The organism is Paenibacillus sp. MDMC362 (assembly GCF_003269305.1).
GTDB lineage: Bacteria > Bacillota > Bacilli > Paenibacillales > Paenibacillaceae > Paenibacillus_AQ.
Window position 1 is genome coordinate 112030 of record NZ_QLYT01000030.1, and the last position, 18196, is coordinate 130225.

Annotated in this window: 16 protein-coding genes; 10 read left to right on the plus strand and 6 right to left on the minus strand. The window is 50.8% G+C overall.

The window, feature by feature from the left end:
* Positions 1 to 57 precede the first annotated feature (57 nt).
* The 3 genes from DP091_RS16230 to DP091_RS16240 all read left to right on the plus strand — a co-directional run bounded on the left by DP091_RS16230 (position 58) and on the right by DP091_RS16240 (position 5388).
* Entirely contained in the window at positions 58 to 1722 is a 1665-nt protein-coding gene (locus DP091_RS16230; protein WP_181469831.1) for an extracellular solute-binding protein, read from the plus strand.
* A gap of 182 nt (positions 1723 to 1904) precedes the next feature.
* Positions 1905 to 3830, plus strand: a complete 1926-nt coding sequence (locus DP091_RS16235; protein ID WP_113059270.1) for a cache domain-containing sensor histidine kinase — start codon at positions 1905 to 1907, stop codon at positions 3828 to 3830.
* On the plus strand, positions 3805 to 5388 hold the full coding sequence (locus DP091_RS16240) for a response regulator (RefSeq protein WP_113059271.1): 1584 nt from the start codon (positions 3805 to 3807) through the stop codon (positions 5386 to 5388). The genes DP091_RS16235 and DP091_RS16240 overlap by 26 nt, the downstream gene beginning before the upstream one ends.
* A gap of 146 nt (positions 5389 to 5534) precedes the next feature.
* On the opposite strand, the gene DP091_RS16245 is transcribed toward DP091_RS16240, so the two are convergent.
* The 3 genes from DP091_RS16245 to DP091_RS16250 form a co-directional block, all read right to left on the minus strand.
* Positions 5535 to 6299 carry an ArsR/SmtB family transcription factor gene (locus DP091_RS16245; RefSeq protein WP_113059272.1) on the minus strand — a complete coding sequence of 255 codons (765 nt, stop codon included), beginning with the start codon at positions 6297 to 6299 and terminating at the stop codon, positions 5535 to 5537.
* Positions 6300 to 6676: 377 nt separating this feature from the next.
* On the minus strand, positions 6677 to 6829 hold the full coding sequence (locus DP091_RS31375; protein ID WP_009591875.1) for a hypothetical protein: 153 nt from the start codon (positions 6827 to 6829) through the stop codon (positions 6677 to 6679).
* A gap of 187 nt (positions 6830 to 7016) precedes the next feature.
* A complete protein-coding gene (locus DP091_RS16250) occupies positions 7017 to 7886 on the minus strand; it encodes an AraC family transcriptional regulator (RefSeq protein ID WP_113059273.1) in 870 nt (289 codons plus the stop codon).
* A gap of 156 nt (positions 7887 to 8042) precedes the next feature.
* Here DP091_RS16250 and DP091_RS16255 point away from each other — a divergent pair, with 156 nt between their 5' ends.
* The 4 genes from DP091_RS16255 (at position 8043) to DP091_RS16270 (ending at position 12630) form a co-directional block, all read left to right on the plus strand.
* Positions 8043 to 9434 (plus strand): MATE family efflux transporter, encoded by a 1392-nt coding sequence (locus DP091_RS16255; protein WP_113059274.1) that lies wholly within the window; start codon positions 8043 to 8045, stop codon positions 9432 to 9434.
* Between the two features lie 152 nt (positions 9435 to 9586).
* Positions 9587 to 10129, plus strand: coding sequence for an RNA polymerase sigma factor (locus DP091_RS16260; protein WP_113059275.1), 543 nt, complete (start codon positions 9587 to 9589; stop codon positions 10127 to 10129).
* Complete coding sequence (locus tag DP091_RS16265) at positions 10119 to 10934, plus strand: hypothetical protein (RefSeq protein ID WP_113059276.1); 816 nt, start codon at positions 10119 to 10121, stop codon at positions 10932 to 10934. Before DP091_RS16260 ends, DP091_RS16265 begins: the two co-directional genes overlap by 11 nt.
* A gap of 475 nt (positions 10935 to 11409) precedes the next feature.
* Entirely contained in the window at positions 11410 to 12630 is a 1221-nt protein-coding gene (locus DP091_RS16270) for an asparaginase (protein WP_113059277.1), read from the plus strand.
* A gap of 189 nt (positions 12631 to 12819) precedes the next feature.
* Here DP091_RS16270 and DP091_RS16275 read toward each other — a convergent pair whose 3' ends face one another.
* Positions 12820 to 14820, minus strand: a complete 2001-nt coding sequence (locus DP091_RS16275; protein WP_113059278.1) for an alpha/beta hydrolase family protein — start codon at positions 14818 to 14820, stop codon at positions 12820 to 12822.
* 304 nt (positions 14821 to 15124) lie between these two features.
* On the opposite strand from DP091_RS16275, the gene DP091_RS16280 reads away from it, so the two are divergent.
* Positions 15125 to 15709, plus strand: coding sequence for a nitroreductase family protein (locus DP091_RS16280; RefSeq protein WP_113059279.1), 585 nt, complete (start codon positions 15125 to 15127; stop codon positions 15707 to 15709).
* A 101-nt stretch (positions 15710 to 15810) separates the two neighbouring features.
* Entirely contained in the window at positions 15811 to 16182 is a 372-nt protein-coding gene (locus tag DP091_RS16285) for a hypothetical protein (protein WP_071222218.1), read from the plus strand.
* A 102-nt stretch (positions 16183 to 16284) separates the two neighbouring features.
* Here the strand turns inward: DP091_RS16285 and DP091_RS16290 are convergent, their stop codons facing one another.
* Complete coding sequence (locus tag DP091_RS16290; RefSeq protein ID WP_113059280.1) at positions 16285 to 16476, minus strand: hypothetical protein; 192 nt, start codon at positions 16474 to 16476, stop codon at positions 16285 to 16287.
* A 207-nt stretch (positions 16477 to 16683) separates the two neighbouring features.
* Between DP091_RS16290 and DP091_RS16295 the strand changes: the two genes are divergently transcribed.
* Positions 16684 to 17514 (plus strand): aldo/keto reductase, encoded by an 831-nt coding sequence (locus DP091_RS16295; RefSeq protein ID WP_113059281.1) that lies wholly within the window; start codon positions 16684 to 16686, stop codon positions 17512 to 17514.
* A 97-nt stretch (positions 17515 to 17611) separates the two neighbouring features.
* Here DP091_RS16295 and DP091_RS16300 read toward each other — a convergent pair whose 3' ends face one another.
* Positions 17612 to 18196, minus strand: a complete 585-nt coding sequence (locus tag DP091_RS16300) for a PadR family transcriptional regulator (RefSeq protein WP_113059282.1) — start codon at positions 18194 to 18196, stop codon at positions 17612 to 17614.

Genomic DNA, 18196 nt, shown 5'->3' on the forward strand with positions numbered 1-18196 from the left:
CTAATCCGGCGGGAGTTCTATATAATCATATTTTTAAATAAGAAAAGGGGTAAACACATGAGCAAGATGCTTAAGCCAAAGAGCCTTCTGTTGTTGATGTTCGCACTGGTCATGGCCTTTACAACAGCATGCTCGTCCGGCGGTGATAATAGCGCGTCGGAAAAAGAAGAGGACAAACCGGCAGAAGAAGTGAAATTGACTCAGGATCAGCCGGGATGGGAAGTCGATACCTCCCCGATTACGTTTGACTGGTACATCAACTTCGCCTGGTTCCCGAACAAATGGGGCGAGGACATTACTTCACAATACGTAACGAAAAAGACGGGAGTGAATGTCAACTTCATCGTACCGGCAGGGAACGAAGCCGAGAAGATGAATACGATGATTGCTTCCGGCACACTGCCTGATTTTATTACGCTGGGATGGTATGAAGACGCTGTCAAAAAAATGATCGAAGGCGACCTCGTTCTGCCGCTGAACGAATTGGCCGACCAATACGATCCGTATTTCTATAAAGTAACCGACCCTGCGAAGGTGTCGTGGTACACCAAGGATGACGGCAATATTTACGGTTATCCGAATGCCTCCTCTTCACCGAAGGACTATGAGAAGTTTGGCGATAACATTACCTCCAACCAAACGTTCCTGGTCCGCAAAGACATGTATGAGGCGCTCGGAAGCCCGGATATGCGCACACCTGAAGGTTTCCTGAAAGCGCTTGAGGACGCCAAGAAAATGTTCCCGGACGTGAACGGACAGCCGCTTATTCCGTTTGGACTGCATGATTTCCATGAAAAAGGAAACAGCTCCCTCGAGGGCTACCTGCAGAACTTCCTTGCCATTCCGCAGGATAAAGACGGAAAGCTGTACGACCGCAGCACGGATCCGGAATATGTAAGATGGTTGAAGACGTTCCGTATGGCGAATGAAAAAGGTTTGATGTCCAAGGATATTTTCGTGGATAAACGTCCGCAGATGGAAGAAAAAATCGCACAGGGCCGCTATTTCGCGATGCTGTACCAACGCAGCGACATGGCGAACCAGCAGAACGCGTTGTATGCAAACGATCCGAACTCGGTTTACATCGCGGTGGACGGACCGGCTAACTCCAACCTGGATCAGCCGACCTTGTCGGGTCCTTCGATCTCCGGCTGGACGGTAACCCTGATCTCCAAGAACGTAAAAGACAAAGCGCGCGCCATTCGCTTCCTGGATTACCTGATCTCCGAAGAAGGCCAGCGTGATACTTACCTCGGCGAAAAAGGCGTGACATGGGACACGATTGACGGCAAAGATCAATTCCTGCCTGAGGTAGCGGAGCTGCTGAACAGCGACCGCGGGGCATTCGATAAGAAGTATGGCGCATCCCACACCTTCTGGATGATGATGGATAACAACGTTACGCAGCCTTGGATGCCTGCTGCCGTCGAGCCGTTTAAGCAGATGGAAGACTGGACTCGCGGCAAGACCCAGAGCTTCTCGCAATTCGATCAGTTGGATCCGGATGCCAGCTCCGAGGAAGGCATCATTAACGACAAGGTAATGAACGAGTGGGGTAAAATCCTGCCGAAGCTGATTTTTGCCAAAACGGATGGCGAGTTCGATCAAATCTGGAACGATTACCAAGCGAAGCGTGAATCCCTTGGTTTCGCGAAAGTTCAGGAATTCAGACAGAAAGAATACGAAGAGAACGTCAAGAAGCTTGAGGAATTCCTGAAGTAAGGATGATCCGCTCAGGCGGATGAACAGAATGAGGACTTAAGGTACCCTATTATCGATATTGTCGAAATAGGGTGCCTTTTGTCGCATCACGAGCTAATATAGGAGGGTATCCGATCGGCTGATGCCGCCTTTCCATACTTGGCGCGGCTGCGGTCATTCATTGAAAACGGGATGTGACAGTCATGATGACACGAATAAGATCGCTTATTCAATCGTTTGCTTATTGGTTTGGCCGCAGGTCGATGCAGAGCCGTTTGGTTGCTGCTTATATCTTGATTTTGCTGATTCCGAGCATTATCGTGTCAAATTATTTTTTTAAGCAGATTCGGGACACCTATATCAGCGATGCGCTCAACCAGAATTCGTTCCTGCTGGAAATTGAGAAGATGAACATGCTGAACCAGATTGAGGCGATTGAAATGGCCGCGCAGCTTGCGATTTCGGATGACAGCGTCAAGGATTATCTTCGGATCCATGAAGAGCCCGAGCCGGCGTGGCTGATCGATTTGGCTCGGGGGCCCTTTAAGGATATCCAGCGGATCCAAACCAACAATCCGAATATTACCCACCTTCGGTTGTACACAAACAACGCAAACGTGACGGAAATGTGGCCGATCATTTTTCAGGAGAAACGGATTGCAAGCGAGCCGTGGTTCCCCAAAGTCAAGGAGTTGGACGGCGGAGAGATGTGGATATTCAACCACCGCGATCCCGATATTCTGCAGCGCTACGCTGCCGACGTGTCCGAGGAGCTGCCGAAGGTGTCCTTGATTCGCCAAGTCCATAGCGGGGATAACAGCGGCGTGATCCAGGTGGATATGCTGCTCAAGTACTTTGCTCCGAAGACCTTTGCCGGTATCGTGGATAACAGCTCGCAGATGGCCATCGTCGATCAGGAAGGGCAGCTGTTCATGGACCGAAACCAATCGTTCATGAACAGTCACGAGGGACTCCGAGGCGAGGTGGAGCTTCAGTTCGCTAAGCTGAAGCAGGAGGCGGGCGACTCCGAGAAGACCATACATGCCAGGTTTAGCCTGGACGGATCCTCGTTCTTGCTGATTGCGACGCCGATGGAGCGGCTTCATGCCCATGTGCTGAATGTCGTTTCCCTGGAAGGGGCGCTGAATAACGTATCCAAGGCCCAGGGGCAGATTATAGCGGCGAACATTGTATTGATTTTTCTGCTGTCGATTATTACGTACTACCTAAATTCCATTATTCTGAAGAGCCTGCGCCGTTTAACGGAGACGATGAAGAGAGTCCGCAAGGGAGAAGTTACCGCAGCCATTACGATTCAGGGGGGCGGCGAGGTTGGTGAACTGGCGCATCATTTTAACAAATTGATCCGCACCATCAATGAACTGATTGCCCAGGGCGTACGCAAGCAAGCGGTGACGAAGGAAGCGGAGCTGCGAACGCTGCACAGCCAGATTGACTCTCATTTCCTATACAATACGCTTGAAAATATTAAGATGTTGGCCGAAATCGAGGGGCAGCGGACGATTTCGGATGCGTTGACCTCACTTGGCGGGATGATGCGCTACAACTTCAAGTGGTCGGGGGATTACGTTAAATTGAAGGATGAAATTCGCCATATCCGCAATTACATTGATGTCATGAATATCCGGTTTGACGAGCCGATCCGGCTTGAACTCAATATTCCGTCCGAATTCATGGAGCTCGAGGTATTAAAAATGTCGCTGCAGCCCATCGTGGAGAACGCCGTTAAGCATGCCTGGCCCGAGTTCCCGGATCAGGAAAAGCGAATCAAGATCGATGCCATTGCATGGGAAGAGGACCGGATCACGATTAACGTTACGGATAACGGCATCGGGATGGAGCCTTACCGACTAGGCAGGCTGGGCGAGACTCTTCGAACGGCGGACAACGAGGGACTCCCTTCCGCAGGTTACGGGCACGGTGGAGTGCAGGCTGGAGGAATCGGACTTCGGAATGTGCACCAGCGAATCCGGTTGTTCTACGGGAATGAATATGGAATCGAAGTGAAGAGCGAAGAGGGGAAGTTCACGCAGGTGACCATGACATTCCCTAAGGTTCTGTTAACAGGAGGAGGCAGTGGACATGAGAAGTCTGATGATCGTGGATGATGAGAAGAATATCCGGTATGGACTGAAAACGATGATTGAACGGGAGTTCCCGGATCAGTACGAGGTTCGCCTGGCTGCCCAGGGGCAGCAAGCGCTGGATTCTTTTCGCGAAGAGCCGGCCGATATCGTCATTACAGACATCCGGATGCCGGTCATGGACGGGATACGCCTGATTGAGGCACTTGCTGAACTGGAAGGAACATTGGGGGTTAAACCCGTCGTTCTGATCCTGAGCGGATATGACGATTTTGAATATGCAAAGGCGGCGATCCGCTATCAGGTAAAGGAGTATCTGCTTAAGCCGATTCGACGGGATGAACTGTTCGCTGCCCTCCGAAAGACAGAAGAAGTTTTGATCCGGCAAGCGGAAGTGCACAACCGGGTGGCCGCCAGCGAGGTATATCTTCAGCAGCTGCAGACCCATCGGCTGAAGGAGCTGCTGGAGCTGCCGCAAGGTCTGGGGATGGATATGGGAGCTGCCGCGGACGAAATCGGATTTGATTCCTTTGTGAAGCCATTCCGGGTAGCGGTGATGAAATACAAGTATGAAGACGGCAATGCCATGAACAAGGATGAACTGAAGCAATTGATTGATAACATGAGGGCTTCAGTGGAAGGGCGGATCAACGCTTGTTTTCTGGACAGCAGGGGGAGAGTCGTGCTCATTGGCAGTCCGGACGGACAATTCGAAGAGCTCGCACGGCAGTTTGCCGAGCGGGAGATGGACGGGCTCTTCGTGGGCATCAGCCGGGAAGGTTCCCGGATCGAAGACATAAGGCTAGGTTACAATCAGGCGCTGACCGCCCTGAGTTATACGTTCATCCATCCCAACGTCAAGCTGATGAGCCATGATGATATTCAGGGGGATCTGCGCACGTATCCGGTGCCGGAAGAGAGTATCCGGAAGCTGGGCAACATGCTCGGCACGGAGCGGGAGCGGGAGATCAAGGCGCTGCTGCTGGATATTTTTCATATCGAGGATATGCCGCATGTGGCCATCGATTATTTGGAACATGTCAGCAAGCGGATCAATGAGCAGGTGCTGGATGAGGTGTTCCGCGTGTACGGGGAATCCATGGTGGAAGTGTTGAAGTTATACCGAAAGGTGGGGACAATGGACAATTACCGTCATTTTCACACCTATTTCAGAAATTTGGAGCATCTGCTGCTGCACGTGAATGAATATGTTAAAGGGATTCGTTCCGCCCACAGCGAGCATTCCGAGATCAAGGCAGCGGTAAGTTACATGGAGGAGAATTATCACAGGCCGCTGAACATGGCGATGGTCAGCAATTATGTGTCTTTGAATTATTCATATTTCAGTGAAGCGTTTAAGGCCCATACAGGGGAGAACTTTGTGGTATATCTTAAGAAGCTGCGGATTACGAAGGCCAAAGACCTGCTTCAAGACGGCACCATGAAGCTTGCGGACATTGGCAAAGCGGTCGGCTTTGAGAACACCAAGCAATTCTCGCGCGTCTTTAAGGAGCTGGAAGGGATCTCGCCGCATGAATACCGGATCAAGGTACAAACGGGTGCGGGATTGCAGCAGGAGTAGATAATGCAAACGCGGTGAGGACGAGACAACTGAATCCTATTGTCATATAAGAGGGGAGAACCTTGGCCGTCAAGCAGCAGGGTACTCCCCTCTTATATAAACGGGGGATTTTACATCCGATCCCGTTTTACCGGTTTACGCTGTTATTAACTAGTGAGCGTTGAACCCGTTTCTAGTAAGGTTTTCAATCCCGACAGTACGATCGGCAAGCCTAACTTGAGCGTATTCGCCGTATGTTTGGCCTGATCAAACTCATCATGGATAACCGTTACAAGGGTCACACCGTTAAGTTCCGCATGGGGATCAATTTCCCACGTAATGCGTGAGGGTTTCTCGCTGGCAGTATCATCGTTTATTAACATCCTCCAACTCAGGACCAGCTTGTGCGGAGGATCTATGCTTATAATGCTCCCTTCTGCTTGAACCTTGCCTTGCGAGTTCTTAAGTTCGAAAGGAGAGTCGATTTCCCAGTTGGATTGGATAGAGCAGTTGTACCAGAATTTTGATGTCTTGGCCGGATCGGTAATGGCGCGCCATACTTGCTCGGGTGCTGCTTTAATAGCAATTTGGTTTACATGCCGAGGTTTTTGTTCCATATTCGGTTCACGCTCCAATTCATTTTTAAGGGATGACAATTCCATGGCCCAAGGCTCAGCGTATTTGCTGACCCACCGGTCGTATATTTGTCGGATCGGTACGGAGTTCAGATAATGCAGCTTCTCCCTGCCGACCTTTCTCGTTGTGATAAGGCCGGCTTCCTCCAGTATATGAAGATGTTTCATGACACCGAATCGGGTCATCTCCAGGGGAACACAAAGTTCGCTTAAACTTTGCCCATCTGTTTTATACAGCAGATCCAAGAGTGTGCGTCGGCTGGGATCCGCCAGTGCTTTAAAAATTTCATTTTCCAATCGTTGCATCTCCTTCTTAACAACATGCTAAGAAAATCCAAATGGCTATTTACATGTGACTAAATGGTAATGTGTTATAAACGTGACAGTATAGTCACATATTATCATACAACGAATCGTTTGTCAGCTTACGGCATTTGAATGGACGAATGGGGAGGTATATCGAGAATTTCTGGAATCGGAGTGATATGGATAGCACCGATATGTGGCGCCGAATTCGAGGCAGCTAAAGATTCGGCACGATCTAGTCCTATTGACTGGGTCGTTTATTTTGCTCACCGAAAAAAAGACACCGGGTCGGCTTTCCAGGGACATGCCTGGAATTCGCGATCGGGTGTCTTCTTATATGCAGGATTATGTAATCCCTATAATATTATTTATTGAGCTGCGGTCTCTAATGTGGACAGCGTCATTTCCATTTTGCGGGTGATTTCTTTCTGCCATTTCACGTCTCCAAGCTGGATCGCGAGGTTCAACAGGTCCAGATAATCATCCATTTGCAGAGAACAGCGGCGGGAAGTCGTTTTCATAAGTCAATCGGCTCTCCTTTATATATAAACTCTTCAAGCGAAAAGCGTGTAAACCTGAGTATAAATACATTCTCAACACATTCTCACTTGTCCGGTAATGATAATCATTATCATGTGGTTATTTCTCATTATAAAGGCTTCCCGCCCAGGTTGCAAGCGACTTTCTTGGATTTTGCGTAAAAAAGAATTAATTCATGAAGAACCGCTGCCTATATTTGCGCGGCGAGATCCCTTCCTGCTTCGTAAAGCAGGAGGTGAAGTAGGCCGCATGATTGAAACCGACCTCCTCCGCAACCCGGCTGATGCTGAAGTCCGTCTGCATCAGGAGCATCTTGGCTTGTTCGATCCGATAGCGCTGCAAATATTCAACGGGTGAACAGCCGAATTCCTTCTGCATGCAGCGTGCAATATAAACGGGGTGGAAGTTGATGCGGTCTCCCAGCTCCTGCACCTTGAACTCTTCGCGATAATGCTTTCGCAAATAGGCCGCGGCCCGCTCGGCGCAAGCGGAGGAAGGAGAGGACACCGGTGTATCCAATGCGGCGGCCAACTGCTCGATGAGCTCTTGGAACACCACCTGCTGCCGCCACAGAAATTTAGCCTGGTGACCGTACTGAACCAGCGAAGACATGGTAGCCAGAAATTCCAGGGCCTTTTCCGGTTGAGGCAGGGTGCCGAATTGGGGGATGTTGACGGAAAAATAGTTCGGCGTCATCGCCTTTAACTCCGGAGCCTCTTCTCTTCCAGGCGCTTGGCAGGCCTCGTCAGCATGCCAATTCCCGGAGGTTTGAAAATGAAGCCAGTAATAATCGGTCTCCTCCGTGCATCCCTTCGTGCCGAAATGATGCGTATCGGGACGCAGGATGAGGAACATGCCGGGTTTGATTTCATAAGGTGTTCCATTCTCCGTGACATGGAGCTGCCCCTTCATGACCACGAGCAGATCAAAGATGCCGATGTTTTTGCGGTTGGGATGTCCGCTGTGAACAGGAGCGCGGGTAAGCCCGCTATTGATGTATTCCGGCAGCGGCGGAACGGTAAAATTCAGGATCGTCATAAGAAAGCCCTTTCGTGATTCGCGAGGTTTGAATTTTGATAGTTTCCGTTCGGAAAGTGATATTATAACTCCAGTATACCATCTATAATTTGAGAAGGTTAAAGACCGTTTCATCATGAATTGTGTTTAACCCTTACATCATGGGTGGAGGTTGGAATGTTGGATAAAAACACAAGCAAATTTACATTATGGGTTCTCGCTTGGCCCATATTCATCGAGCTGTTCCTGCAGTTTTTGCTGGGAGCGGTGGATACATTGATGGTCAGCCGGATTTCCGATGATGCGGTGGCTGTGGTTGGCTTCTCCAATCAGCTGTTTCAGGCAATGACGACCCTGTTCATGACGGTTGCCAGCGGTGCCGGCATTCTCATTGCCCAGAAGATCGGTTCGCATCGAACGGGAGACGCTCGAACGATCGGCATCATGGCGGTGAGTGCCACCACACTCATCGGATTGGTGTGCAGTGTGATATTGTTTGCGATGCCGGAGGCTATCGCTTCGATCCTCCAGCTGCCGGAGCATCTGCTTCCGCTAGCCGGAACGTATATCTCCATCGTCGGCGGCGGGATGGTGCTGATTGCCATGATGGCTACGATGAGCACCGTCATCCGGAATACCGGCAACACGCGTGCGCCGATGTATGTAGCGATCGGAATGAATATCATTCACGTTATTATGAACTATGGGTTTATTTTCGGCGCTCTCGGATTCCCCCAGTGGGGGCTTACCGGCGTCGCGATCTCGACGGTGGTCAGCCGGCTGCTCGCTGTGCTCTTACTGCTGTATATATTCCTTCGTTCATTTGAATACCGGATCAAGTGGAAGGAATTCCGCGTGTTCAACCGTCCGCTGTTCGGTGAAATTCTGAAGATCGGATGGCCGCTCGGCATCAATATGTCCTGCTGGGTGTTCACGCAGCTGATCATTTATTCCTTCATTGCAACGCTGGGCGCTGCCGAGCTGGCTGCGCGTACGTATATGAATACACTGGAATCCTTCTGCTTCCTGCTGGGCTCATCGATCGCGATGGCGGCCCAGATTCAGATCGCGCATCTGTACGGCGCGGGCCGGATCAAGGAGGCTTATCGGAGCGCGTACCGCGCGCTGGGCATCGGGTCTGTTTACGTTGTCGTCAATGCCTTCCTTCTGTATGTGTTTGGGAAGCAGCTGCTGGGGCTGTTTACGGACGATAAGACAATCATTGCGATCGGGGCATCGCTCCTGGGCATGAACCTGATTCTCCAGCCTGGCAAGATGCTCAACATGGCGCTCGGCAACTCGCTTAATGCCGTCGGAGACACGAGGTTTACGATGTACATTTCCCTGGGCTCGATGTGGCTGGTCGCCACCGTGCTCTCTTACGTACTCGGCATTCACATGGGGTGGGGGCTTATCGGCATATACTCCTGCATGATTGCCGACGAGTATTTGCGGGGTGTGCTGTCCTTCTTCCGCTGGCGCGGGCAAAAACACTTGCGGAAGGCAGAGCCAGTCGAGCCGGGGAATCATCAGGGGACGTCAATGGAGCCGATGCCGGCGCAAGCGTAATGTTGGGTTATGATATGAAAAAGGATACTTCGGCCGTGCGGCATCGGGGTATCCTTTTTTTGCCATACTAAAAAATAATGCATTCGAAAACTTTTTAACCGCATGACGGGGTATTGTAAGTGATTGGCCAAGTGAAAGGAGGAAAGTGCAGTTTGGTACACGACCTTATACAACGACTAAAGACGGAATATAATGACGAATTGTTCGAAGAACTTTACCGTTTATACGCGGATCGGGCGATTCGAACGGCTACCGCAGTAACCGGGAGTCCAGCAAGCGCTGCCGACGTGGTCCAGGAAACGTTCATCCGGGTATACCGAAACCTCGGTGCCTATGATGGAAGCAAACCCTTTGACCCGTGGTTCAACCGGATTCTCTATAACGAATGCAATCGGTATTTGAAGAAACATGCGAGAGTGGTGCCTTCCGAGATATCGGAGGAGAGGGATCTTCCCTCGGAAACCGACACCTACGATTTTGACCGCCATGGCGAGGTATATGAGATGGTACAGCGGCTGGATGACCAGCACCGGATTCCCGTTATCTTGAAATATTTGAATGATTTTGCCGAGAAGGATATCGCGGACATGATGGAGCTGAACGTCAACACGGTGAAGTCCAGATTGTTCAAAGCTCGAAAGAAGTTGAAGGAATGGATGCTGCAGAACAGGGGAGGGAATCAGCATGGGACGTGATCCATGGGATCAAGAGATTACAGACGGCCTGAAAAAGGGTACGGATGACGCGATGCGACATAAAGAAGAGATTTGGCTGGCGATTAAGGAGCGGATTCATAGCGAGCAAGACCGGCGGCCTGCGGAATCGGAGACTTCCTTCGCGCCGCGGGAATCGAAAGGGCGCCGCCGTTCGGGACGAAGAACTGCCGGATGGATTGCGGGAACCGCCGCTGCGGCAGCCATCGTGCTGACCGTCAGCTTTCAGACGGCGCCGGTTCAGGCGTTCCTTGATCAGGTGAAGGAATGGTTTGCTCCCCAGAAAACGGTCGAGCAGGAGCTTGAAGGAACGCCGGAAACCAGTGTGGATCAGCTGCATGAGGGTGCCGATTACGTGATATATATTGATGAGAGCAGGTTTAAAATGATTCATGAATCGGGCGTGGACCGCATTGAATTGAAGGAGAAGCCGACGGATGACCGCTATCCGGAAGTGTTCATGGAAATTTCGCAGGAGGGCGTCGATCCCAAGACGGCAGCGGAGCGGATCCAAACGGAGCTGCAAGAATATCCGAAGGTCGAATCGAAGCCCGTGGATGAACCGATTCAAGGCTGGGAAGTGCGTGCCGTTGGTGGAACCGGCGGCAAAGAGTGGGATGACCCGGTAATACGATATTATGTGTTCGATAACGGGCAGGGCGGCAGCTTTGTTGTGAAGCAGCAGTATTTCCTAGAGGCTTCCGAAGGCTTCGGCGCACGTTTCCATAACATGATGAAGGAATTCCATATCACGACGAATACCCATGCTGAGTCTGACATCGAATAGGATTTTCAGTTTATGGATTGCTGTTAACGAGAACGCTCGGTAGCGGTCTCCTACTCGAATGATCCATGTGGCGGTAAACACTTTGGCATATCGCGCATGATGATATCGTCATGAGCCTATATCGATAAACAATAGCCATATCCAGGGATAGCCCAATCGCATGATGGGGGCTATCCCTTTTTTTATGTTCAAAGATGTAAAGATTGGGTTAGAAACGCTAAGTATAATAGTTTAATGTAATGTTATATAACGTATTCGAAGTCTATTATATATAATAATACTTCCCTATTACTGGATTATATTATTCTAAATTCATTAAAACAAGCTGATAATACAGCGATATTTCCGTATTCCTTCAATTGTAAACGCTTTTCCTATAATATGTCCGACTTGTTATATTAAATAACATTAAATAGAATAACTCTAACGAATACATATTTATATGTTATGTTATATAACATAAAGGGAGAGTGCCATGATGAAACCAAAGTCAAAACGTCCTTTAGCGGTCTGGAGTACCGCTGCATTCACCGCTTTTGTTATTTCTTTATCACCTGTTGGAACCTATGCGGCACATGCTGCAACGGTGACGGAAGTGAAAGGAACGGTTATTACGGCTGCGCCTGTACAGGCTCCTGCAACGCCGGGAAGGAATACGACGGTACCTCCGCTATCGGAAGCTTCCAAACAATCGACAAGGCCGAACGTGCTGGTCATTGCTACCGGCGGCACTTTGGCAGGGCAATCGACGGATGCCACCAGCTTTCAATCCTACCGGGCGGGTACGTTGAAGATTGAGGACATGGTCGGTGAGCTTCCCAATACGGACAAGATTGCGGATATCAGCACGCTCCAGTTCGGCAATTCGGGATCAAGCGCGTATACCATGGCGGATCTGTATGATTTGTCCCGGACGGTGGACCATGCGCTTAAGGTCTATGACAGTGTCGTTGTAACGACGGGGACGGATACGATGGAAGAGATTGCGTACTTCCTTGATCTGACGGTACAAAGCGACAAGCCTGTAGTCATTACCGGCTCCATGCGGCCTTGGACGGTGATCGGTTCCGATGCGCAGGCGAATCTGTACAATGCCATCAAACTGGCTGGAAGCGGCCGCACGGAATCCTTCGGCACGGTGCTAATGCTGAATGATACGATTCATCTGGCGCGCGGCGTAACCAAGACGAATGACTACCGTACCGACACGTTTGAGACGCCTATGCTGGGAGCGGTCGGATATATCGATGATGAGAATATTCGGATATACCGTGCCCCCCTCCGTGCGATGAAGGCGGAAGGTGAAGGCAAACCGGTATTTGATCTGAGCAAAATCGCGAAAGAGGACCTGGCGAAGGTTGAAATTGCAATCTCTTATCAGGAAGCCGGCGGTGGTGCCATTAAAGGCTTTGTGGCAGACGGAGCTAAAGGCATCGTCACTTCCGGCACCGGTGCAGGCGGCATCTCGAGAGAGATGAGCGCGGCCCGCAAGGAAGCCATCGAGAAGGGGGTGGTTTTCGTAACAACGACCCGTACAGGCTCCGGCAGCGTATACGGCGGAGGTGAAGGCATCATTTCAGGCGACAATCTGAGTCCTCAACAAGCCCGCGTACTGCTGCTGCTCTCCCTGTCCTTTACGGATGATTTCAATACCATTAAGGGTTGGTTCGCAACCTACGGAACACCTGAAGTGTAATCTCAGACTCAGTCATTTTTTTAGCTGCTCATTATTCCTACTGAACCATGTAATTCCTTCCACCAATTATATTGCCGCCAGGGTTGCCTGGCGGTCTTTTTTTGACGGTGTATATTTCGTCTAATCCAAAACCATCCCCATATAAGCTGCTCATAGAGCAAGTTCACACGGGGATGGTTTTTTAATTGTTTATTTTTCGATATGCTCCACAAACCAGCGGATAATATGACTTAAGCGTTTCACCCGCAGATGCGGGTGGCCGCTTCGGGACAAGTTGTGATCGGCACCAGGGAAACGGATGAACTGAGCTTCCCGGCCAAGTCGCTTCAAGGCAATAAATAGCTGTTCTCCCTGTTCGATCGGGCAGCGGAGATCCTGTTCTCCGTGAAGGATGAGAAGCGGCGTATGGATGTCCTTCACGTAAGCGAGCGGGGAATGCTTCCACAGCTTCTCCAGATCGTCCCATGGATTGCCCCAGATCTGATCCTGCGTAAAGGTGTAGCCGATATCGCTGACGCCGTAGAAGGAGATCCAGTTCGATATCGAGCGCTGGGTTACCGCTGCCTGGAACCGGTCGGTATGACCGACGATCCAGTTGGTCATGAAGCCGCCGTAGCTGCCGCCGGTTACGCCAAGTCGGGAGGCATCGACATAGGTATAGGTATCCAGAACATAATCGACAGCTTCCATCAGATCCTGGTAATCCCGTCCGCCGTAATCTCCCCTAACGGTATTAACGTGTACTTGACCGTATCCGTGGCCACCCCGAGGGTTGGTGTAGAATACCGCATAACCGGCTGCAGCCAGCAGCTGGAACTCATGCATGAACGTATGCCCGTACATGGCTTGCGGACCGCCGTGAATTTCAAGCACGGCCGGAACTTTGGCGCCTTCCGTGAAGCCGGCAGGCTTCATGATCCACCCTTGAATCGGCCAGCCGTCCGACGTCCGAAACGTAAAGGACTCCGGCGTGCTTAACGTAAGCTCGCTCCACAGCTCCTCGTTGCAGTTCGTCAGACGTTTCTCCTCGTTCTTAGCGATAGAGAAGCTGAACAGATCACCGGGCTGCAGCGGGTCAGCCGCAGCAAACACTACGTTCTCCTCCGGTGTCAGAGCGAATTGGTACACTTCGCGTTCACCCGATACCACCAGCTCATAGGATGAACCGTCCAGGGCAAATCGTCCAATATGTACGCCGCCATCCTGGCTGAGCTGGATGTACACGGATTGGCCGTCCCTACTGAACAGCGGAGGCGTTCCGGCTCCGGCCCTCATGTCGCTGACCGCGGCGTGCCCCAGCTGAATATCCATGTCCGTGAAGAGCACGCGGGATTCTCCGCCGGAGAGCGGGATTAAGTGGATTTTGGTCAGCGTGGCAAAACCGCAGCTAAGATCGCTGGCAAGCACGAGCATATACTGCCCGTCCGGGGTGAACGCAATGGAGCCGATCGAGAGAGTTCCATCCGTCAATTCGGTTACGGAACCGCTGGCAAGGTCCATGACAAACACATCGTCCGTCAAACGAAGATCCGGATCCGGGAATTGCTCCGTGGCAAGGCTGCTGCTGTATGCGATGCGGGTGCCGTCCGGTGACCAGGCGAAGGCATGTATATCAAAATCTCCTTCTGTGATTTGCGTGCATTCTTCCGTTGCCGGATTCACGAGGTATAGATGATGTCGACGTTGATTCCACAATCCGGGCCCATCGGCTTTATATTTAATGCGATTAATGATTTTTTCCTCAGGCAGCTTGTTTTTTCCGTCTTTGTCTAGCTCCTCGCCTTCAGTAGTCTCCCCCGCGTCCGCCTCGCCTTTAACAAGCAGGCGTGTGCAGTCCGGTGACCATTTAAAGGCGCTGACTCCGTGCTTCAAGTCGGTAACCGGTCTTGCTTCCCCTCCGTTGGCGGGCATGATCCATACCTGTGGCTTATCGCCCCTTTTGCGCAAGAAAGCAAGCTCCGACCCGTCAGGGGACCAAGCAGGTGCGGCATCTGCTTCTCCGGACGTGAAGGGAACATCCTGGTCTCCTTCTGCAGGAAGCAACCGGATATGGGAGCGGTAACCATCGAACTTTTCGCTGACGGATTTATGTACATAAGCTATGGCTCCGCTAGCTGGAGATACGACAGGGTCATTCACCCAGTGCATCCGGTACAAATCCTCTGGCGTTATGAGTCGCTTATCAGTCATGAATCGTCCTCCTAATCTTCTTGTATGAGTTACACAACATTATCCCAGATAATGGCATGGAAATCTAGAAGAAAAATGAGAGGGGAGATGCGGACGTTTCGTACCCAATGCTAGTAAAATAGAGGGGGAATTACAATAATTATAGGTTGTAATATGGAGGTTGTTGAACTGAAAACAGCGAATTAATTTTCAACTGGTCAATTTAGGAGCGATACGGTGCGCTTTTTGTTATAATTGAGATAGACTCTCAATTAGGAGTATGTAAAATAAAACCAACTATATATAGCTCAGGAGGAAATCAGATATGAACGTAAGTGAAGCGATCCGAACGCGCCGCAGCCTTGGCAAGGTCAAGCCTGATGCCGTACCGCAGGAATGGATTGAACAAATCGTAGAAGCAGGTACCTGGGCGCCGAATCACAAGCTCACGGAGCCGTGGAAATTTTTTGTTATGCAAGGTGAGGGCCGTGACGTGCTCGGCAACGCGCTTGGTGACATTCAGGCGGCAGGCGGCGATGATACGAGTGAAGAGGCTGTAAATGCAGCACGCGAGTCTGGACGTACGAAGGCATACCGGGCTCCGGTTGTCATCGGTGTGGCGGTTGAACCGTCCACGGACCCCAAGGTGATTGAGCTTGAAGAGTACGGAGCGGTATTTGCCGCCATCCAAAATATGCTTCTGCAAATTCATGAGCTTGGTCTGGGTGCCGTGTGGAGAACAGGCGAGCCGTGTTTCCATACGCTGATGAATCAAGCGTTCGGATTGAAGCCTGAAGATAAAATGCTGGGTTTCCTGTATATCGGGTATCCGGATATGGAACCTAAGCAGGGGAAACGTCAACCGGCAGCGAACAAAACGGTATGGCTGAATAGTCCCGCAGACCTGTAGTTGATCTACCCTCCGCCGCAAAAATCCGGTATAATGAACCCTAAGTTTGTCTAAAGGGTGTTACGGCATCCGGGCGATTGACACTAGGGGAGTGTACGTGGATGAAATTTCGATTCAAGCAGTGGGATCTGGGGAGCAAGTTGATTTTTATAGCCACCTGTTTAGCGATAGCTTCTTTCTTTTTTAAATGGCTGGATATCGGCGTGGCTGCAGAGAATGGTTTTTTGCAGGGCGGCGTGTTTTTCATCGTATGTTTCATCTATCCATTTTTGAAAGTGGTTCGCGAGAAGAAGATGAACAAGATCATAGCATACGCCTTTGCGCTGGTCGCTATTTTTTTGACAATGATGTACGTGTCATCCAAGACCGTAGATTTTTTTGGAGAGACGATAAGAGGGGCGGCGGCGGGGCCATATCTGTTCTTGGCGTCATGCGGACTGCTGAGCTTCGGTATTTTTAGTCGCAAGTACTAGTCTCGCTGCGCAGTCTTTTGCATATGAGTGATAGGAATGAAGGGCTGAACCCGGAGGTGACATACCTCCGAGAGGGACGGCCCTTTTTCTATATGAGACGGATCACCACTGGGTGAGAAGGACAAAGCCGCTGATGGACATCGCGTAAATGATTACCAGCACCACGGCATACTTTTTGGCGCGGATGTTCAGGTTGAAGACGGCGGTGAGTCCGTTATTGATTAAATTACCGACGTATAGAATGAGTATGAGCGCAAGTGCGGTGATCGCAACGATGAGCGTAACGGTTTCCATAGGTTTGTGAATCCTCCTGTTTAAGCTGCTGATGTTGTATCGGATATAACCATTGTAACGGACGAAGTTTAAACCCCGGTTAAATGTAGTTAAAAAATGAAGGCAGTTCTGGCAAGTGATGTAACGTTGAGCGGGATACTGGGGTTTTGATATACTGGAGAAAGCGGCTTTACAACCGCTGCATTACATAATAGGAGGGATTTCAGAATGGCCAATCAAACTTTTACCGATGGACCTACTTTGAATGATGGCGTGAAAATGCCGTGGCTGGGCCTTGGCGTATGGAAGACCAAAGAAGGCGAAGAGGTTATTCAGTCCGTAAAATCAGCAATCGCTGCAGGGTACCGCAGCATTGATACTGCTGCCATCTACGGCAATGAAGAGGGCGTAGGGCAAGCCATTCGCGAATCCGGAGTTTCGCGGGACGAGCTGTTCATCACCACCAAAGTGTGGAACGATGACCAGGGGTATGAGAAGACGCTGCAAGCTTTTGAGACGAGCCGCAAGAAGCTCGGGCTGGATATCGTTGATTTGTATCTCGTGCACTGGCCGGGAAAAGATAAATATCTCGACACGTGGAAGGCATTGATTCACTTGCAAAAAGAAGGACTTGTTCGTTCCATCGGCGTCAGCAACTTCCAGATCCGTCACTTGCAGCATATCATCGAGGACACGGGCGTTGTACCGGTTGTGAACCAAGTCGAATTGCATCCGCTGCTCTCCCAGAAGGAGCTGCTGGGGTTTGCACGCGAGAACCAGATCGTTCTGGAGGCGTGGAGTCCGTTGATGCAGGGCAATCTCGATCAACCGATCCTCGCGCAGATTGCGGAGAAATACGGAAAAACCACGGCGCAAGTCATTCTGCGCTGGGATATTCAGAACGGCGTCATCGTCATTCCGAAATCGGTGAAGGAGCATCGCATCCGCGAAAATGCCGGCATCTTCGATTTCGAGCTTTCGGCGGAGGATATGGCGGCCATTGACGGATTGAACCACAACAAACGGTTTGGCTCCAATCCGGATGAATTCCTGTTCTAAATTTTGGCGTTTATATAAAAAGAGCGAGCCCAACCCGGAATGAGGGAAGTGCTCGCTCTTTTTGCGTCAATTATTAGAATGGAGAGGCCTCTTACAGTTACTGTTCTTCTTCGGGTCCATCCTCTGGAAACAATGGTTCGCCGATCGTACCGAGGTTTCCCTGCACTAGGTCTTCGTTTAATCTTTTTAACCAGTTCAGGTCGGTCTTGGCATGTTCATACATCCCGATCATCAGGTGCTGGGTGCTGCGGGGTACGATATGCTGGTGTTCCACGTATAATTGATATGCCTGGTTCACCCGATGCTCTGCCTCCCGGATACGGGACTCCAAGATTGGGGCCAGAACGGCCGGGTCCGCGTGTCGCGAGAAAGGCAGCGCAATATAGAGCGGATGGTGTACGGGCTCGATGTCCCTGAATTTCTTGAGCAGCAGCTGCTCAAAAAGCTTGCGTCCGGCATCCGTGATCCGGTAGATGGTTTTGTCCGGGCGGCTATCGCTCTGTATGGTTTCCACTGCCTCGATATATCCGTCCTCGGCGAGCCGGTCTACCGCGTAATAAAGAGAGCCCATCTGCAGCTTCGTATACTGATCCATGCCGCGATCCTTCATTTTGATCCGGATCTCGTACGGATGATGGTCTCCTTCCAGCAGCAAGCCCAGGATGGCCAGCTTCATCGACAT

What these genes read in the sequence shown, in the direction of transcription:
- DP091_RS16240 (WP_113059271.1), top strand. Translation starts at nt 3,805, where the DNA reads ATGAGAAGTCTGATGATCGTGGATGATGAGAAGAATATCCGGTATGGA.
- DP091_RS16295 (WP_113059281.1), top strand. Translation starts at nt 16,684, where the DNA reads ATGGCCAATCAAACTTTTACCGATGGACCTACTTTGAATGATGGCGTG.
- DP091_RS16280 (WP_113059279.1), top strand. Translation starts at nt 15,125, where the DNA reads ATGAACGTAAGTGAAGCGATCCGAACGCGCCGCAGCCTTGGCAAGGTC.
- DP091_RS31375 (WP_009591875.1), bottom strand. Translation starts at nt 6,829, where the DNA reads ATGAAAACGACTTCCCGCCGCTGTTCTCTGCAAATGGATGATTATCTG.
- DP091_RS16235 (WP_113059270.1), top strand. Translation starts at nt 1,905, where the DNA reads ATGATGACACGAATAAGATCGCTTATTCAATCGTTTGCTTATTGGTTT.
- DP091_RS16290 (WP_113059280.1), bottom strand. Translation starts at nt 16,476, where the DNA reads ATGGAAACCGTTACGCTCATCGTTGCGATCACCGCACTTGCGCTCATA.
- DP091_RS16250 (WP_113059273.1), bottom strand. Translation starts at nt 7,886, where the DNA reads ATGACGATCCTGAATTTTACCGTTCCGCCGCTGCCGGAATACATCAAT.
- DP091_RS16300 (WP_113059282.1), bottom strand. Translation starts at nt 18,196, where the DNA reads ATGTCGATGAAGCTGGCCATCCTGGGCTTGCTGCTGGAAGGAGACCAT.
- DP091_RS16255 (WP_113059274.1), top strand. Translation starts at nt 8,043, where the DNA reads ATGTTGGATAAAAACACAAGCAAATTTACATTATGGGTTCTCGCTTGG.
- DP091_RS16275 (WP_113059278.1), bottom strand. Translation starts at nt 14,820, where the DNA reads ATGACTGATAAGCGACTCATAACGCCAGAGGATTTGTACCGGATGCAC.
- DP091_RS16230 (WP_181469831.1), top strand. Translation starts at nt 58, where the DNA reads ATGAGCAAGATGCTTAAGCCAAAGAGCCTTCTGTTGTTGATGTTCGCA.
- DP091_RS16270 (WP_113059277.1), top strand. Translation starts at nt 11,410, where the DNA reads ATGATGAAACCAAAGTCAAAACGTCCTTTAGCGGTCTGGAGTACCGCT.
- DP091_RS16265 (WP_113059276.1), top strand. Translation starts at nt 10,119, where the DNA reads ATGGGACGTGATCCATGGGATCAAGAGATTACAGACGGCCTGAAAAAG.
- DP091_RS16285 (WP_071222218.1), top strand. Translation starts at nt 15,811, where the DNA reads ATGAAATTTCGATTCAAGCAGTGGGATCTGGGGAGCAAGTTGATTTTT.